The organism is Amycolatopsis sp. GM8, assembly GCF_021653975.1.
Lineage (GTDB): Bacteria > Actinomycetota > Actinomycetes > Mycobacteriales > Pseudonocardiaceae > Amycolatopsis_E.
In genome coordinates this window covers 73,721-88,064 of sequence record NZ_JAJKFK010000004.1, presented here as the reverse complement: position 1 = coordinate 88,064, position 14,344 = coordinate 73,721, and the positions used below count along the sequence as shown (strand labels likewise).

Here is a 14,344-nt window from a genome sequence, read left to right as displayed (position 1 = left end):
GGGACCTACTGGTCCGCCTCGCCCGGGTAGACGTCCAGGAGGATCAGCATGATGCGGTGGATGTGCTCGGCGAGCTTGGCCGAAGCCAGGTCGGGGCTGCCGGCCCGGATCAGATCGGCGATGGCCACGTGCTCGTGCGCGTCCGGGACGAAGTCGCGGTCGACGTGGACATCGCGCCAGCGCAGCGCGCGGGTCAGCACGATCGAATTCTCGACCGCCTGGAACAGCACCTCGTTGCGCGCGGCCCGCGCCACGGCGAGGTGAAAGTCCTGGTCGTGGCTGAGGAAATCCCCCCGCCGCCCGTCGCGGGCGGCGGTCAGGGAGTCGGCTGCCATCTTGACGATCCGATCGTGCTGCTCGGTGGTGGCACGATCGGCGGCGTAACGCCCTGCCATGGCCTCGATTCCGGCACGGAACTCGAACGCGTCGCGAATGCCCGCGATCGACGGCTGCACCACTCGCAACCCGCGCGAGGTGGACTCCACCAGGCCGATGTGCCGCAGCCGGAGCAACGCCTCGCGGACGGGCGTCTTGCTGACCTGGAGCTGCTTCGACAGCATCGCCTCGCTGACCGAACTGCCCGGCGGGAGCGAGGAATCGACGATCCGGTCCCGAATGGCGGCGAACACGATGTTCGTCAGGTTCTCGGGCCGCTCCGTCAGCGGCGCCAGCCCACCGGCCTCCGACATGAACCGAACCCCACCCTTCTCGGCGACCACACCGAACAAAAGCACTGTACCCAATACCATATCTCCCCACCGACGAGCCTTTCCTGAACGAAACGCGTCAGGACCAGCCGGGACGGACCGTTCCGGACTCGTAGGCGATGACCACCAGCTGGGCGCGGTCGTGGGCGCCCAGCTTCAGCATCGTGCGGGAAACGTGGGTTTTGGCCGTGAGTGGGCTGATCTCCAGGCGTTCGGCGATCTCGTCGTTGGTCAGGCCGGTGGCCACCAGCGCGAGTACCGCGCGTTCGCGGCCGGTGAGGGTGTCGATTTTCGCGGTCACGGTGGGCGGGCGTTTGGCGCGGGCCGCGTATTCGGCGATGAGGCGGCGAGTCACGCCTGGGGACAACAACGCGTCGCCACCTGCCGCTGCCCGGACGCCGCGGAGCAGCTCCTCCGGTTCGCAGTTCTTGACCAGGAAGCCGGCAGCACCGAGGCGCATGGCCTCGAGCACGTACTCGTCCAGGTCGAACGTGGTCAGCATGACCGCGTGCACGGCGGCGAGCCGGTCGTCGGTGGCGATCCGGCACGCGGCTTCCAGGCCGTCCGAACCCGGCATGCGGATGTCCATCAGCACCACGTCCGGCCGGAGCTGTCGCGCACCCGCCACCGCCGCGGCCCCGTCGCCGGCTTCGCCGATCACGCGGATGTCCGGCGCGGTCTCCAGGATGGCGCGCAGGCCGGCGCGGACCAGGGACTGGTCGTCGGCCAGCAGGACGCTGATCATGGCCGTTCCTCCGCTGTGGGCAGGATGGCTGTGACCCGGAACCCGGTCCCGTCCGGCGCGGCGTGCAGGGCGCCGCCGAGGGCGGTGGCCCGGGCCCGCATCCCGGGCAGGCCATTGCCACCCCCGGGCGCCGGCTGGGCCGCGCCCGCGCCGTCGTCGGTGAGCACCACGCGCAGCGCCTCGGGCAGGTAGTCGACGAGCAAGGTGGCGGTGGTGCCGGGACCGGCGTGCCGGACGGCGTTGGTCAGGGCCTCCTCCGTGGAAGTACGTCGCGGTCCTCAGGAGTCCGCGTCGGCGATGCTGGTGAACAACGCCGCGGCGCGGGCGATCACGGCGCGGTCTTCGGCACTGAGGGCGCGCAGCTGTCCGTCGAGCCAGGCGTTGCGCTGCGCCCGGGCGGCGCCGGCGAGTTCGTGGCCTCCCGCGGTGGCGCTGAAGAGTACTTTGCGGCCGTCGTCCGGGTCGCGGGCGCGTACGGCGTAGCCGGCCGAGGTCAGCCGGTTCACGGTCTGGCTCATGGACGCCGGGGAGACCCGGTCGTGCTCGCTGAGTTCGGTGAGGGTCTGTGGTCCGTGTTTGTGGAGGCGGGTGAGCACGGCCAGTGCCGCGTCGCCGAGGCTGCCTTCGGGGCGCTCACTGCGGAAGCGGCGGTAGAGGCGTCCGACGGCGGAGCGCACCTGTCCACCGAGGTCGGCCTCTTGCGCCTCGGTTGACCGCCCGTCGGTTGCATCCTTCCGCATAGCTCTTTAGTATACCTAAAGAAGTGAGCGACCGCTGGGTGGCGCCACAGTGAGGAGCAGAATTCATGCCCGCGAATCCCCTCGGCATCGCACTGCGTAACCGGCGCGCCGGCCAGCACACCCTCGTCTGGGCCCGCCCCGACCTGCAGGCCCCGGAGAACTTCACGCTGACCAGCCCCGCCTTCGACCACGGGGCAGCCATACCGGAACAACACCGCGGCAGGCTGTTCGGCGCAAACATCTCCCCCGCCCTCACCTGGACGCAGCCACCGGCCGGCACCGCTGAACTCGTGCTCGTCGTGCAAGATCCCGACGCGCCCCGCAGGACGCCTGCCACCCATGCGCTCACCGTGGGCATCAACCCGTCGCTGCGCGGAATCCCGGAGAACGCCCTCGCCAATCCCAGCCCGATTCCAGGGCTCCGGCACGGGAAAGGCGCGCTCGGCCACCGCGGCTGGGCCGGTCCCATGCCGATCCGGTCACACGGGCCCCACGCCTATGTGTTCCAGCTCTTCGCCCTCGACCGCGCCCCCGAGCTGCCGACCGGCTTCACCCTTGACGACGCGATCACCGTCATCGCGGGCCACATCACCGGCCGCGCCCGGCTGGACGGAACCTACGAAATCCGCTAGCCCGGCGACCGGGAGCCTCAGGCCGGGCCCGGCATGGACACCGCGATCTCGCCACCCAGTTCGGCGCCCTCGATCAGGTCGAGCCGGTCGCCGCTCCAGAAGCGTCCGGCGTCGTACCAGTTGGGCTGCCGTCCGCGCGGCAGTAATCCCATGGCTTCATACGTGATCGCGACGATCTCGGCGCAATAGGCGGTCTCCAGGTCGAGGTCGTTCTTGGTCCGTTTCCGGGACGGCAGCCGTCCCCACAGCCATCGCGAGGCGAGGCGGGCCGTCGAAGGGAACGGGGTGCCGTCGAGCCGGGCTATCGTCCGCAGGGCGGCGTCCTCCATCGCCCGGCCGACCGGATAATGGAGCTGCCGCAACCAGACCCGCTGCTGGTATTTCTCGGCCCACACGACAACGGCCCGCCGCAGGTCGTGCAATTGTGCGCCCCGATGGTGGCTGCCCGACCAGATGTCCGGCAGGGCCGCCCCCAGCTCGGCATGCCACATCAGCGGCGGGAGGTCCTCGATCACCACGGACATGCCGACGTGGTTGACCGGGCTGTTCGTCACGACCCGGATAGTGCGGTCGGCCGCGGTACGCCCGCGGAACAACCACAGGTCGCCGGTGCGCGTGATGGCGACGGCCTCGTCGAGATCCAGCTCGGTGCCCGGCACAGCGTTAGCCTAGGCAGATGCGCTGCTGGAAGATAGTCGGCCTGGCCGGGCTCGTCGGAGTCGCCGCCACCGGAGCGGTGATCGTTCGTGAGGAGCGCCGCCGCCGTGCCTACACCCCCGACGAGATCCGCCAACGGCTGCAGGCCCGCCTCGCCGGAACACCACCCGAGGACGCGACCGCTGATCAATGAAGGAACCGAACCGCTACCTCGCGACCGATTGCTTGTCGAATCCGGCGACCCGCTGGTATCCCTCGTGAATATGCTTGATCTCGTCCGCCGAAATGACGTCCTCGATCCGGTCGAACCTCTCGCCGGACGTGCGCTGCTCGACCACTTCGATAATCTTGTCGGGCGGAGCCGAACGATTCGTCAGCACAATCCTGTTGACCGTCTCCAGGCGGACGGACTCGTACTCCCGGAGCGCGTCACGCGGATCGTCGCCTTCGTCGAGTGCCTGCGCCAGCGCCCTCGCGTCGAGGATCGCTTGCGCGCCACCGTTCCCGCCACGGGGGTACATCGGATGCGCGGCGTCTCCCAGCAGGGTCACGCGTCCGAATGTCCATCGATCCACGGGGTCGCGGTCGACCATGGGATAGGAGAGGACGAAGTCGCTGCCGCGCAGCATCTTCGGGCAGTCCAGCCAGTCGAACGTCCAGTCCTCGAAGATCGGGAGGAAGTCGTCGAGGTTGCCGCGGGCATTCCAGTCGCACGGGGACTGCTCGTCGGTCACCGCCTCGGCGACCCAGTTGACCAACTGGTCACCGGAACCGTCCGTATAGTTGCGAATCGGATAGACGGCGAGCTTCCCGCTGAGGAACAGCGCGCCGATCCGGGTCGCGCTCGCACCCGTGAGGAACGGTTTCATCCTCGTGACACCGCGCCACATGTTGATGCCGTGGAAGAGCGGCTCCCCTTCGTCCGGGTAAAAGGTCTTCCGCACACCTGAATTGATGCCGTCACAACCGACCAGGACGTCACTGGTGAACGTCTCGTGGGCGCGCCCTTGATCGTCCGCGAAGTTCGCGCGGACCTGGTCGTCGTCCTGCTCGAGCCCGGTGAACCGGTGATTCAGGTGCACATGGTCGGCCCCGATCCGCTCGCAGACCGTGCGATACAGAATGGTGTGCAGTTCGCCCCGGTGGATCGAGTAGTGCGGGTAGTCGTAACCGGCGAACAAACCGCAGGGCTCGCGGTGCACGAGCTGCCCGTGGTGGGTGAAGAACGCGAATTCGCGCGCCTCCACGGCGACCGCCGCCAGCTGGTCACGCAGGCCGAGCTCGTCCAGCGCCCGGATGGCATGGGGCATCAGGTTGATGCCGAGCCCGAGCGGCTTGAACTCGGGGACGGAATCAAAGATGTCGATGTCCAGGCCGGGGTCGCGCCGGTTCAGCGCGAGGGCCAGGGTAAGCCCGCCAATTCCACCACCGGCAATGGCAATTCTCATTGTGTGTGTCTCCTCGAGCTGTCCGTCGTGCGGGAGTGTGCCTCGATCGCCTCCACCGCCCTAGGTCACGACGCCGAGCTCCCTCGGTGTTTCGACCAGGAGTTCCGCGGAATCCTTCCGCACGACCATGAAGTCGGACAACATCGTGCCGACATCCACCTTCCACGAAGGATCGTGGAGGTCGATGTTGTTGCCGAAGCACATGCCGTCCTTCAGGACGAAGTTCCGCAGGTTGTGCCCGTTCAGCGCGTCGGAGCCGTACCCGTCGCGGTAGACCACCGTCGGGGTCTCCGGTGAGGCGAGGCCCATCGCGTGGAATCCGAGCTCGACCCAGTCCAGCTTCGCCCGGTCCGCGGGCGCCCGCACTGCGTCCAGGACCTCGCCGAGCGTGACGCCCTCCCTGAGGACCTCACGGCTGATGTCGAGGCATTCCAGGGAAACCTCATAGAGATCGAGCAACCGCTGCGGAGGTTTCCCGAGATGAACCGTGTACTCGGTGTGACACGAGTACCCGGCGTATTTCGTGTGGTACTCGGTGAGAATGATGTCGCCCCACGCGAGCGGGCGCATGGAAGGAATCTGCGGTTGCTCCACCCCGTGCAGCAGATGCCACAGTTCCGTCTCCGGATGCTCCACCGGGCCGGAGTTGAACAGGTTGAACACGTTGGGCTCGGCGCCGTTCGCGACCTGCGTCCGGATCATCTCGGCGAAGACCTCCGCCTCGGGGACCCCGGGCTTCGCCACCTCGAGCAGGGCGTCGATCGTCTTCCGCGCGATCACGCCGGCCTTGCGGAGCATGGAGATCTCCTCCTCGCTCTTGATGATCCTCATGTCCTCGAGGATCCAGCTGGCGTCCACGAACTCCGCCATCGGCAGCCCGGCCTTCAGGGTGTTCACTTCACCCTGCAGCAGGGTCAGTGGGGCGAGGGTTGAGGAGAACCCGACCAGCCCGATGCGCGCCCGGTCGTAGCCCTGGTCGTGCAGCTCCCCCGCGATGACCGGAATACCGTCGAAGATGCGGATGTCCGACACCCAGTCCTGAATGGACAGGTTGAAGTTGTACGGTCGGTTCATGTGGGGAACGGAGTTCCACAGAATGGGTTCCCGGTCGAGGAAGAAGGCCCCGTAGGGCGCGATCTTCCCGCCGACATGAAACACATAGCGGAGGTTGGCCGTTCCCATGTCGTAGTAGATGTCGTTGCCCAGGAAGACCAGACAGTCGATCTTGGCGACGATCATCTTCTTGCGAAGCGTGTCCCATCGCGAATCGCGTTCCGCCAGCGAGAAAGTCGGCATGAACTGCATCGGTACCGTGGTCGGCTTCGCGTGGGGCGGTAACGCGACGGCCGGGTACGGCGGATTGGTCGGGACAGGCATCAGTGCATCTCCTTGCTGGGTATCGCCGGCGTGCTTTCCTGCTCTCAACGCGTGACGCGTACGGGCTCCCGGAGCCCCGCTCGCTCCATGCGGGGCAGTACCTCGTCACGCAGATGCGGGAACTCGTCGATGTAGTTGATCAGTCCGACCGCGACGCCCTGCAGTCCGGCCGCACTGAACCGGCTGTAGGTCTCGACGACGTCGTCGTAGCTGCCCACCACCGGCCAGGTGCCGGAGCCGGCGATGAAGCGCCGCTTCATCTGCTTCTGCTGCAGCGTCTCCTTCTCGATGGACTTCCCGGTCTCACGCGCCTTCGCCATGTAGTCCGCCGCCGCCCAGTCGCCCATTTCGTCGACGATGTAGTGGTAGTAGTCCTCGGCCTCCTTGCGGGTCGGCCGGCACACGAGATGGCTGCTCGCGAAGACCCCGAACTTCCGGTCGGTTGCCATCGCGTGCAGATCGGCGACCTGCTTCGCCATGCTGTCGAGGTCGTTGATGACCATGAAGAGGCAGTCCGCGTTGCGGAACGCGAACGCGCTGCCGGCCTGCGACGAGCCGGCACTCATGACGAGCGGGGCCTCGCCCCGGTACGGACCGGGCATTCCCTGGACGTCCTTGAGCTGGAAGAACTGTCCATTGTAGTCGAACGGCTCCGGCTCGCTCCAGATCCGCTTGGCGACCGAGAGCCACTCCTCGGCGTAGGCGTAGCGATCCTCGTGAGCCATCAGCGGGACGCCGAACATGCCGAACTCGGCGGCGTTCCAGCCCGCCACCACATTCAGCCCGAAACGCCCACGGCCGACGTGGTCCGCGGTCGCCATTTGCTTCGCCGCGAACACCGGGTGGATCAGTGCGACGTGGACGGTCCCGAACACCGAGATGTTCTTGGTGACGGCCAGCAGTCCGGTCGCCCAGGTGATGGTCTCGAACGAGCTCTTCTGGCTGTCGGTCTCGCCGCCGTAGCCCTTCCACCGGCCGACGGGGAGCATGAATTCCAGGCCCGCCTCGTCGGCGAGCTGCGCCGCCCGGACGTTGTTCTCCCACGTGTTTTCCCATCGCTCCGGCGCCTTGGTCATGGTCATGCCGTTGGAGCAGTTGGAGGCGAACAGCCCGAGTTGGAACTTGTTGTGGCTCAGCATCGAGTTTCTCCGTTGCGTGGCGTTGCGGTACTGCGCGTGAATCGGTGCGCTTCGAACGGTACATACCTTATGGCCGGCGGTTGCCGGAGTTCTGGAGGAAGGAAGCGGTGCCGCCGGACCAGTCCGGAAAGGACAGACGTGGACGACATCACTGCCCGAGTTCTCGCTTGTGCAGATCACGGGGGATGAAGAAGGTGGCGACGAGGGTGAGCAGTGAGACGAACAGGATCCAGTAGCAGATGGACAGCGGTTGACCCGTCACCTTGATCAGCCACGTGCAGATGTAGGGACCGAAGCCGCCGAAGATCGTGACACCCACCGCCATGCTGAACGAGACCAGCAGACCGTGGTGCCGCCCGGTGAACAGTTCCACGATGGTCGCGACGCCCACACCCAGGATCGGGGCCGAGAAGAACGCCATCACCACTTCGAGCAGCAGCACCGCCCAGAACGCCTTGGTCGTCGTGATCAGCGCGAAGAGCGGGAGGGCCAGGACGAGGTAGCCGATCGCGGAGAAGAAGATCGCGGGGCGCCGGCCGATCCGGTCCGAGATATCCCCGCCGAACGGAATCAGCAGGGACGTCAACGCCGCACCCACGACGACGGCCCACAGGGAGCCGGAGGCTTTGACCCCGACGATGGAGAACGCGAAGGTGGGCGTGAACACCAGCGTGATGAAGGTCGTGGTCGCCCACAGCGCACACAGGCCGATAACGACGATGAAGACGCCGCCGTTGCCCATCCGGTTGGTGGCTTTGGTGGTCTTCTCGGCGTCGGCCTCCGCCTTCTGCACCGACTTGTGCGCCGCCTGGACCTCCCGGAAGACGGGCGTCTCCTCGAGACTGCGGCGGAGGAACAGTACGACCAGTGCCAGCGCGGCGCCGACGAAGAAGGGTATCCGCCATGCCCAGGCGGTGACCGTCTCCTTCCCCAGGGTTGTCGTCAGGAGGGCACCGAACAGGGCACCCATCAGCACACCCGTGGTCGCGACCGAGTTGAGGAAACTTCCGTAGAAGGCTCGACGCCCCGGGCCGGCCCATTCCACGAGGAACATCCCCGAAGAGCCCTGTTCTCCACCTGCGGAAAGCCCCTGGCAGAGGCGGCCGATGACGACGACGATCCCGCCCAGCGCACCCGCGGTCGCGTACCCCGGCGCGATACCGATGAGCAACGCGCCCGCGGCCATCAGGAGCATCGAGGTGAGCATGACGGACTTCCGGCCGATTCTGTCGACGAGCCGGCCGAAGAACAGCCCGCCGATCGGTCGTGCGAGGAAGCCGATGACGAAGACGAGGAAGGTCGAGAGCAGTCCGGTGAGGGGGTTCGTCGACGGGAAGAACGTCGCCGCGATCTGTGGAGCGAAGAACCCGTACACCGTGAAGTCGAACCATTCGAACACGTTGCCCACCGCGGCGAGCGAGAGCATCTGCCGGCGGGGGTGGGTGGTGGCCGATGCCGTGAGACTGTCGGCGCCGGTAGGGACTCGAGCCATGTGAGTACTCCTTTGAACTCATTCGGACTCATGACTTGACGGGTGAACCCGAATCATCCGCGCGGCTTGTCATGCGGCCTGCGTCGAATGACTATGCCGCAGCGCGCGCGGCCGTGGCGCGAACTTCTTCCTCGAAGAAAACCGTCCGTGGCCCGCTCAGCCGGCGAACCCGGGCCCGGATCGGTAGGCGCGCCAGAAGGCGAGTTTGCGACGGTCCATGATGTCCTCCACGGTGTCCTCGAGGTTCCACACTTTCGTGAGTGGCGACCGGGTGTCGAAGGCGGGCCACTCGATCTCTCCCCCATTGGTGGGGTCCCCCGACTGGGCGAAGGAGATCCACGAACGCTGGATGCGGTCGGCCAGCGCCCGGTCCGCGCCGGTCCAGGCCCAGTCACGATTCGCGTACGTTCCGAACAGATAGAGCACGTCGGCGGTGTGGAAAGCGCCCGCTTCCGCCCCCTCCAGCACCTCGGAACCGGCCGGAATGGGCGGTTCCCGCGCGAACCGGAAGTGCCAGACCGGCGACGTCAGGTTCTCGCTGTGCAGGATTGCCGCGTTCCAGGAGGACATGGTGAAGATCTCGTCGCCGGCGAGGGACCAGCTCGCCCTCTTCACCGCGGTGTCGTCCGCGGCCGGATACAGCGCGAACGCCTCTGCCGCGAGGTCGCGGAACTTCTCCGTGAGGTACTCCCGATACGCCGCCACGGTCGGCAGGTAACGGGCGCCGGCTTGCTCATCGGTGACGTTCCCGAGGATGGCAGGAACGTCCGCCGCGCGTCCTTCCGCGAACGAGCGCGGCACGGGTTCGGTGAGCACGTACCCGTCGATGACGGGGTAGCCGGTGTCGAACCGATGCATACTCAAGCCGCCAGGGGCGAAATCGGAGATCCACTCGCCGCGCGTCCGGGGAAGATCCGCGCGCAGGATCACCTCGGGATCGACCTTCCTCGCGTCGTCGACCGAGTCGACTCCGAGGGATGCGAACAGTTCGATGCCCGCCTGTTCGGCCGCCCCCAGGGTCGAGGCGTACGCCGGGTTCCCCGGACCGTCGATCGCGGGCGCGACTCCCGGCCCGCTGTGCGCGATCACGCGGTGGAAGAGCCCGCGTGCCGGCGGCGAGCAGCGCAGCTTGTGGACACTGTCGCCGCCCGCCGAGACACCGCCGAGCGTGACGTTGCCGGGGTCGCCGCCGAACGGCTCGATGTTGCGCCGCACCCACTCAAGTGCCGCGATCTGGTCCATCAGTCCGTAGTTCCCGGAACCGCCGTACTCGGTCTCGGCCGAGAGCTCCGGGTGCGCGAGGAACCCGAGCCGCCCGAGCCGGTGGTTGATGCCCACCACGGTGATCCCCTGGCTCGCCAGGCGGGCACCGTCGTAGAGCGGATTGGCCGCGGAGCCGAAGGTGAAGGCGCCGAAATGGATCCACACCAGGACCGGCCGGTCCTGGTCACCCTCGAGCCCGGTCCAGATATTGAGGGTCAGGCAGTCCTCGCTGAAGTCGGACTCCTGGCCGGAGAAGAGCGATCGCGAGGGCGGCGCGAGCTGCCAGCTCGCCGGTCCGAACTCCATCGCATCCCGCACCCCCGCCCAGCGCACGACGGGTTGCGGTGGCCGCCAGCGGTTCGCGCCGGTCGGCGGGGCGGCGTACGGGATGCCCAGGAAACGGCGGACCTTGGCATCCGGCAGGAGTGTTCCCCTGACGGTGCCGCTGTCGACGCTGACGTCCTCGTGCACACAGGGATGCTGGCACGAGACGGCGGTCCGGACGCGTCTCTTCTGCTCTGAAGAAGAGACGGCGCGCAGGTCAGGCGATCAGCTCCGACACCTGCTCGGCGTGAGTGGTCTCGCTGGCCAGCGCGGCCCTGACGTCGTCGCGCGCCTGCAAGATCCGGTTCAGCCTCCGTGGATCCTGGTAGAGCCCGCGCAGGCGCGCCGGAGGCGTGGTGACGACTATGGCCACGGGAGGCGTGTGCGGCGACGTGACCGGCACGGCGATGCCGGAGATCCCCCGGTTGATGGTCTCGGAGCACCGGGAGAACCCGCGCTGGCGCGTGTCCTCCAGTTCGTCGAGCAGGATGCGGTAGTCGGTGTCGGAGAGGCTGAAGCCACGGGCCTCGGCGGCCTGGCCGCGGTACAGGTTCTCGATCTGCGCCTCGGGCAGCAGCGCCAGCAGCGCGCGGCCCGCCGCGCTCAGGTGCGCGAGCAGCACGTTGCCCGTGCGCTCGGGGACGTGGTCTCCGTCGTGCGGCCCGACCGAGAAGAGAACGCGGGTGTGCACGCCGAGCCGGGCCGCCAGGCACACGTTCTCGTCGAGCTCCGCCGCGAGGGCGTCGAGCACCGGGTAAGCCAGTTCGAGCGTCACCCGCGTCCAGTCGGAGACGATGACGGGAGTGCTCATCGCCGGGCCGGCGCAGTAGCGGCGCTGGTCGTCCTGGACGGCGAAACCCTGGTACACGAGCATCGACATGATCCGGTGGGCGGTGGAATCGGCGACGCCCAGGATCCTCGCCACGTCGGACACCCGGGTCGAACCGAAGTCGCGGAGTATGTGAATAGCTCGCAATGCATTGTCGACCGAATCGATCGGGTAGCTCGGCTTGTGGTACTCGAATGCATCCAGCGTCATTGCAGATCCTGCCGTTCCGGGACGAGCTCAATTGTTGCCCCGACCGGCTTCCACCGTCAAGAACTTCCACGCTGGAGAAGGACGGGGCTCGACAGCGGCGCGACCGTACCCTACCTCGTCGAACCCCTGGCCCGATCCGCGTGCCCCGGCGAGCAGGTCCACTGTGGACACTGCCACGGCAGCGGGCACGCGCCCGGCTCAGTAGATGGCGCCCGGCTCCTCGGTGACCTCCGGCAGGATGACGCCGTCCTCCATCACGTTCGCGCCCGGGATCTCCTGCAGGAACAGGGCGAGGTCCTCCTTGGCGTCGCCGGTGATCGCGCACCAGGCGTCGGCGATGCCGTGCAGGAGCCGCGCCCGGACCTCGGTGGACCTGCCGTCGCGGATGAGCCCGACCATCCGCGGCCCGGTGACCGGCTTGCCCGCCACGAAGATGCTGCCCGGCGGGACTTCGGCGAACGAGCAGTGGACGTAGGTGCCGGGAGCACCGGTGACCTCGCTGTGGACCTTGGTCACCGCGGCGGCGATCTCGGCCTTGTACCGCAGCGTCGCCCCGCCGGCGGGAACCGTGAATTGGTAGTAGGGCATCAGCGATCTCCGAACGTGTCGTACTCGAATCGAGGATGGGTCCCGCCGCTCACCGCACCAGCTCCCGGATCCGGGCGGTGATGTCGTCGGCGTCGAGGACGTCCGGGAAGTGCGCGAGGTAGGTCGCCGCCGGGTCGAGCAGGTAGGTCAGGGCGGTGTGTGGCACCGCGTATCCCTCCGGGTCCTCCGGGTCGGTGCCGCGACCGGCGTAGACGCGGAAGGCGGAGCGAGCAGCCTCCGCCGCCTCCGGGCTACCCGTCAGTCCCAGGAACCGCGGGTAGTTCTCTTCCAGGAAGGCGCGCATCACCTCGGGCGTGTCGCGCTCCGGATCCACCGAGATGTACAGCGGCTGGATCCGGTCGACCAGCGGCCCGAGGTCGTCGAGCACGGTGCTCAGCTTCGTCAGGGCGCGCGGACAGACCATGCGGCAGTGGGTGAAGCCGAAGAAGACCAGCTGGTAGCGACCGAGGAAGTCCTGCTCCGTGACATCGCGACCGTGGTGGTCGACGAGTGCGTATCGCGGCACAACGGGGGCGCTCACGCGGCGCTCCAGATCATCTCGACGTCGGCGCGGCCACGCAGGTCGAGCGAGATTCGCAACCCGTCGCCGACGCGCTCCGGTTGGAGCCGGCGCCCCTCGGGAGTCGCCTCGACGCGGCCCTCGTCGCCTCGGGCGACGGTGACGCCGTCGACCGCCAGCACCCACGGACCCCGGTCCCAGACACGCGAGATCACCAGGTCCGTCGTCGCACTCGACAGGCCGTGCATGGGGCTGACGGCCAGCTGCAGGCAGCGGGTGTCCTCGTGGTACCAGGCGCGGCGGACGTCGACTTGCTGGTGCACCTCGGTGAGCGCGGGCCTCGAACGCTCGCCGTCGGCCCACGGACGTTCGAACAGCGTCCGCAACCCGTCGGCGACGTTGAGGCGCGCGTAGGGGAAGGTGGCGTTGCTGACGGTGGGCGTGACGGCGACGAAGTGGCCGGCGTCGTCGTAGGTCTCGTCCCGGCGCGGGTAGTAGAGACCGCCGTTCTCCCACTGCGGGTTCATGAACGTGTCCGCGTGACCGAGCAGCCCGTCGGCGACCTCGCGATCGCCCATCTCCGACGCCCACGCCGCCAGCCAGCCGATCTCGCCGAGCGTGCCGAGTTCGACCAGGTCGGCGCTGCCGGGGAGGCGCGAGAGGTTGCGGACCGAGATGAGGCCGTCCCGTCCCCGGTCGAGCCATTGCTCGATCTTGTTCTGGTAGACGCTCCGGACGAGTTCGGGTCGCCACATGTTCATCAGCATGCCGAGCCAGCCGTCGGTCCACGCGGAGTCGCGATCGAGCAGAACGTCCTCGGGCAGCAGCTCGTTGCGCTGGACGATGTAGCTCGCGAAGTGCCCGTTCTTGTTGACGCCACCCCCGAACTGCTCCCACGCCTTCAGATAGCCCTGGGTGACCTCGGTCGCGACGTCGCCGCCGTAGAGGTGATCGTGCAGGCGGAAACCGAGGATGGGGACCTGGTTGCAGACCTGGAAGACGCAGAACGGTTCGCAGGCGACGCCGAGGTAGCCGTTCTCGACCATGTTCCAGTAGATGCGTTCGTTGAGGGATCGCTGGTCATACTCGAACCGCTCGTGGCGATCCTTGCCCCACAGGACGGGTCGCATACTGAACGAGAGTGACCCGGGCTGCTCGTAGGTGTGGTCGTCGAACAACATCGTGTACATCAGCGTCATGACCTGCAGATAGGCGCTGTACATGATGTTGTCCACCGCGACCGGATCGGTACGGCTGGGCAGGCGGGGCAGGGTGAACGGCCCGTAGCCGCCCTGGGTGCTGGTGTCCCGCCAGTACGACCAGGCGTCGGGTTCGAGCATCTTCCCGATCAGCCGATCCAGCTGCCCCTTGAACACCGCCGGCGCGGCCGGCAACTGGTGATAGTGCGCCAACGCCATCGCCAGACTCATATACCCGAGCTGGTAGCGGTAAGCGCTGAAGTCCTCCTGGAAGGGCAGCGGCCCCGCCATGTGACGCCAATCCCCGCGGGGAAGCCGCGAGAGGTTGTCGACGTGCCGGATGTGCCCGACCTGCTCATCCGACAGGAGCGGCGCTTGCACGAGGCCCGGCGCTCCTCCGGTACTGAGACCGCCCTCGATAGTGCTCGTCATGCCCGCTCCTCAGAGATCAGCGTTGATGTCTACGACCGAACC

The 14,344-nt window shown here is 67.5% G+C and carries 16 protein-coding genes; 2 read left to right on the top strand and 14 right to left on the bottom strand.

Annotated features, from left to right (window positions below):
• Positions 1-5 precede the first annotated feature (5 nt).
• From LOZ83_RS19110 to LOZ83_RS19095, 4 genes are all read right to left on the bottom strand, one after another.
• Positions 6-734 carry a GntR family transcriptional regulator gene (locus LOZ83_RS19110; protein WP_236793481.1) on the bottom strand — a complete coding sequence of 243 codons (729 nt, stop codon included), beginning with the start codon at positions 732-734 and terminating at the stop codon, positions 6-8.
• 52 nt (positions 735-786) lie between these two features.
• Positions 787-1,452 carry a response regulator transcription factor gene (locus LOZ83_RS19105; protein WP_236792203.1) on the bottom strand — a complete coding sequence of 222 codons (666 nt, stop codon included), beginning with the start codon at positions 1,450-1,452 and terminating at the stop codon, positions 787-789.
• Positions 1,449-1,655 carry a hypothetical protein gene (locus tag LOZ83_RS19100; RefSeq protein ID WP_236792202.1) on the bottom strand — a complete coding sequence of 69 codons (207 nt, stop codon included), beginning with the start codon at positions 1,653-1,655 and terminating at the stop codon, positions 1,449-1,451. The genes LOZ83_RS19105 and LOZ83_RS19100 overlap by 4 nt, the downstream gene beginning before the upstream one ends.
• Positions 1,656-1,730: 75 nt before the next feature.
• Positions 1,731-2,192: a MarR family winged helix-turn-helix transcriptional regulator gene (locus LOZ83_RS19095; protein WP_236792201.1), complete on the bottom strand. Its 462-nt coding sequence runs from the start codon at positions 2,190-2,192 to the stop codon at positions 1,731-1,733.
• Between the two features lie 65 nt (positions 2,193-2,257).
• Between LOZ83_RS19095 and LOZ83_RS19090 the strand changes: the two genes are divergently transcribed.
• Positions 2,258-2,824, top strand: coding sequence for a YbhB/YbcL family Raf kinase inhibitor-like protein (locus LOZ83_RS19090; protein ID WP_236792200.1), 567 nt, complete (start codon positions 2,258-2,260; stop codon positions 2,822-2,824).
• A gap of 17 nt (positions 2,825-2,841) precedes the next feature.
• Here LOZ83_RS19090 and LOZ83_RS19085 read toward each other — a convergent pair whose 3' ends face one another.
• A complete protein-coding gene (locus LOZ83_RS19085; protein ID WP_236792199.1) occupies positions 2,842-3,483 on the bottom strand; it encodes a hypothetical protein in 642 nt (213 codons plus the stop codon).
• Positions 3,484-3,500: 17 nt separating this feature from the next.
• Between LOZ83_RS19085 and LOZ83_RS19080 the strand changes: the two genes are divergently transcribed.
• Positions 3,501-3,674: a hypothetical protein gene (locus LOZ83_RS19080; RefSeq protein WP_236792198.1), complete on the top strand. Its 174-nt coding sequence runs from the start codon at positions 3,501-3,503 to the stop codon at positions 3,672-3,674.
• Positions 3,675-3,687: 13 nt separating this feature from the next.
• Here LOZ83_RS19080 and LOZ83_RS19075 read toward each other — a convergent pair whose 3' ends face one another.
• From LOZ83_RS19075 to LOZ83_RS19035, 9 genes are all read right to left on the bottom strand, one after another.
• Positions 3,688-4,929 (bottom strand): flavin-dependent oxidoreductase, encoded by a 1,242-nt coding sequence (locus tag LOZ83_RS19075; RefSeq protein WP_236792197.1) that lies wholly within the window; start codon positions 4,927-4,929, stop codon positions 3,688-3,690.
• A 60-nt stretch (positions 4,930-4,989) separates the two neighbouring features.
• On the bottom strand, positions 4,990-6,306 hold the full coding sequence (locus LOZ83_RS19070) for a M24 family metallopeptidase (RefSeq protein WP_236792196.1): 1,317 nt from the start codon (positions 6,304-6,306) through the stop codon (positions 4,990-4,992).
• A gap of 44 nt (positions 6,307-6,350) precedes the next feature.
• The gene (locus tag LOZ83_RS19065; RefSeq protein WP_236792195.1) at positions 6,351-7,445 is read right to left on the bottom strand and encodes an LLM class flavin-dependent oxidoreductase; all 1,095 of its coding nucleotides are present in this window, start codon (positions 7,443-7,445) and stop codon (positions 6,351-6,353) included.
• A 148-nt stretch (positions 7,446-7,593) separates the two neighbouring features.
• Positions 7,594-8,937 (bottom strand): MFS transporter, encoded by a 1,344-nt coding sequence (locus tag LOZ83_RS19060; protein WP_236792194.1) that lies wholly within the window; start codon positions 8,935-8,937, stop codon positions 7,594-7,596.
• A 156-nt stretch (positions 8,938-9,093) separates the two neighbouring features.
• The gene (locus tag LOZ83_RS19055; RefSeq protein WP_236792193.1) at positions 9,094-10,671 is read right to left on the bottom strand and encodes a carboxylesterase/lipase family protein; all 1,578 of its coding nucleotides are present in this window, start codon (positions 10,669-10,671) and stop codon (positions 9,094-9,096) included.
• A gap of 70 nt (positions 10,672-10,741) precedes the next feature.
• Complete coding sequence (locus tag LOZ83_RS19050) at positions 10,742-11,563, bottom strand: IclR family transcriptional regulator (protein WP_236792192.1); 822 nt, start codon at positions 11,561-11,563, stop codon at positions 10,742-10,744.
• A gap of 198 nt (positions 11,564-11,761) precedes the next feature.
• On the bottom strand, positions 11,762-12,151 hold the full coding sequence (locus LOZ83_RS19045) for a tautomerase family protein (protein WP_236792191.1): 390 nt from the start codon (positions 12,149-12,151) through the stop codon (positions 11,762-11,764).
• Positions 12,152-12,200: 49 nt separating this feature from the next.
• Positions 12,201-12,692: an SCO family protein gene (locus LOZ83_RS19040; protein ID WP_236792190.1), complete on the bottom strand. Its 492-nt coding sequence runs from the start codon at positions 12,690-12,692 to the stop codon at positions 12,201-12,203.
• On the bottom strand, positions 12,689-14,302 hold the full coding sequence (locus tag LOZ83_RS19035) for a hypothetical protein (RefSeq protein ID WP_236792189.1): 1,614 nt from the start codon (positions 14,300-14,302) through the stop codon (positions 12,689-12,691). The genes LOZ83_RS19040 and LOZ83_RS19035 overlap by 4 nt, the downstream gene beginning before the upstream one ends.
• Positions 14,303-14,344 lie beyond the last annotated feature (42 nt).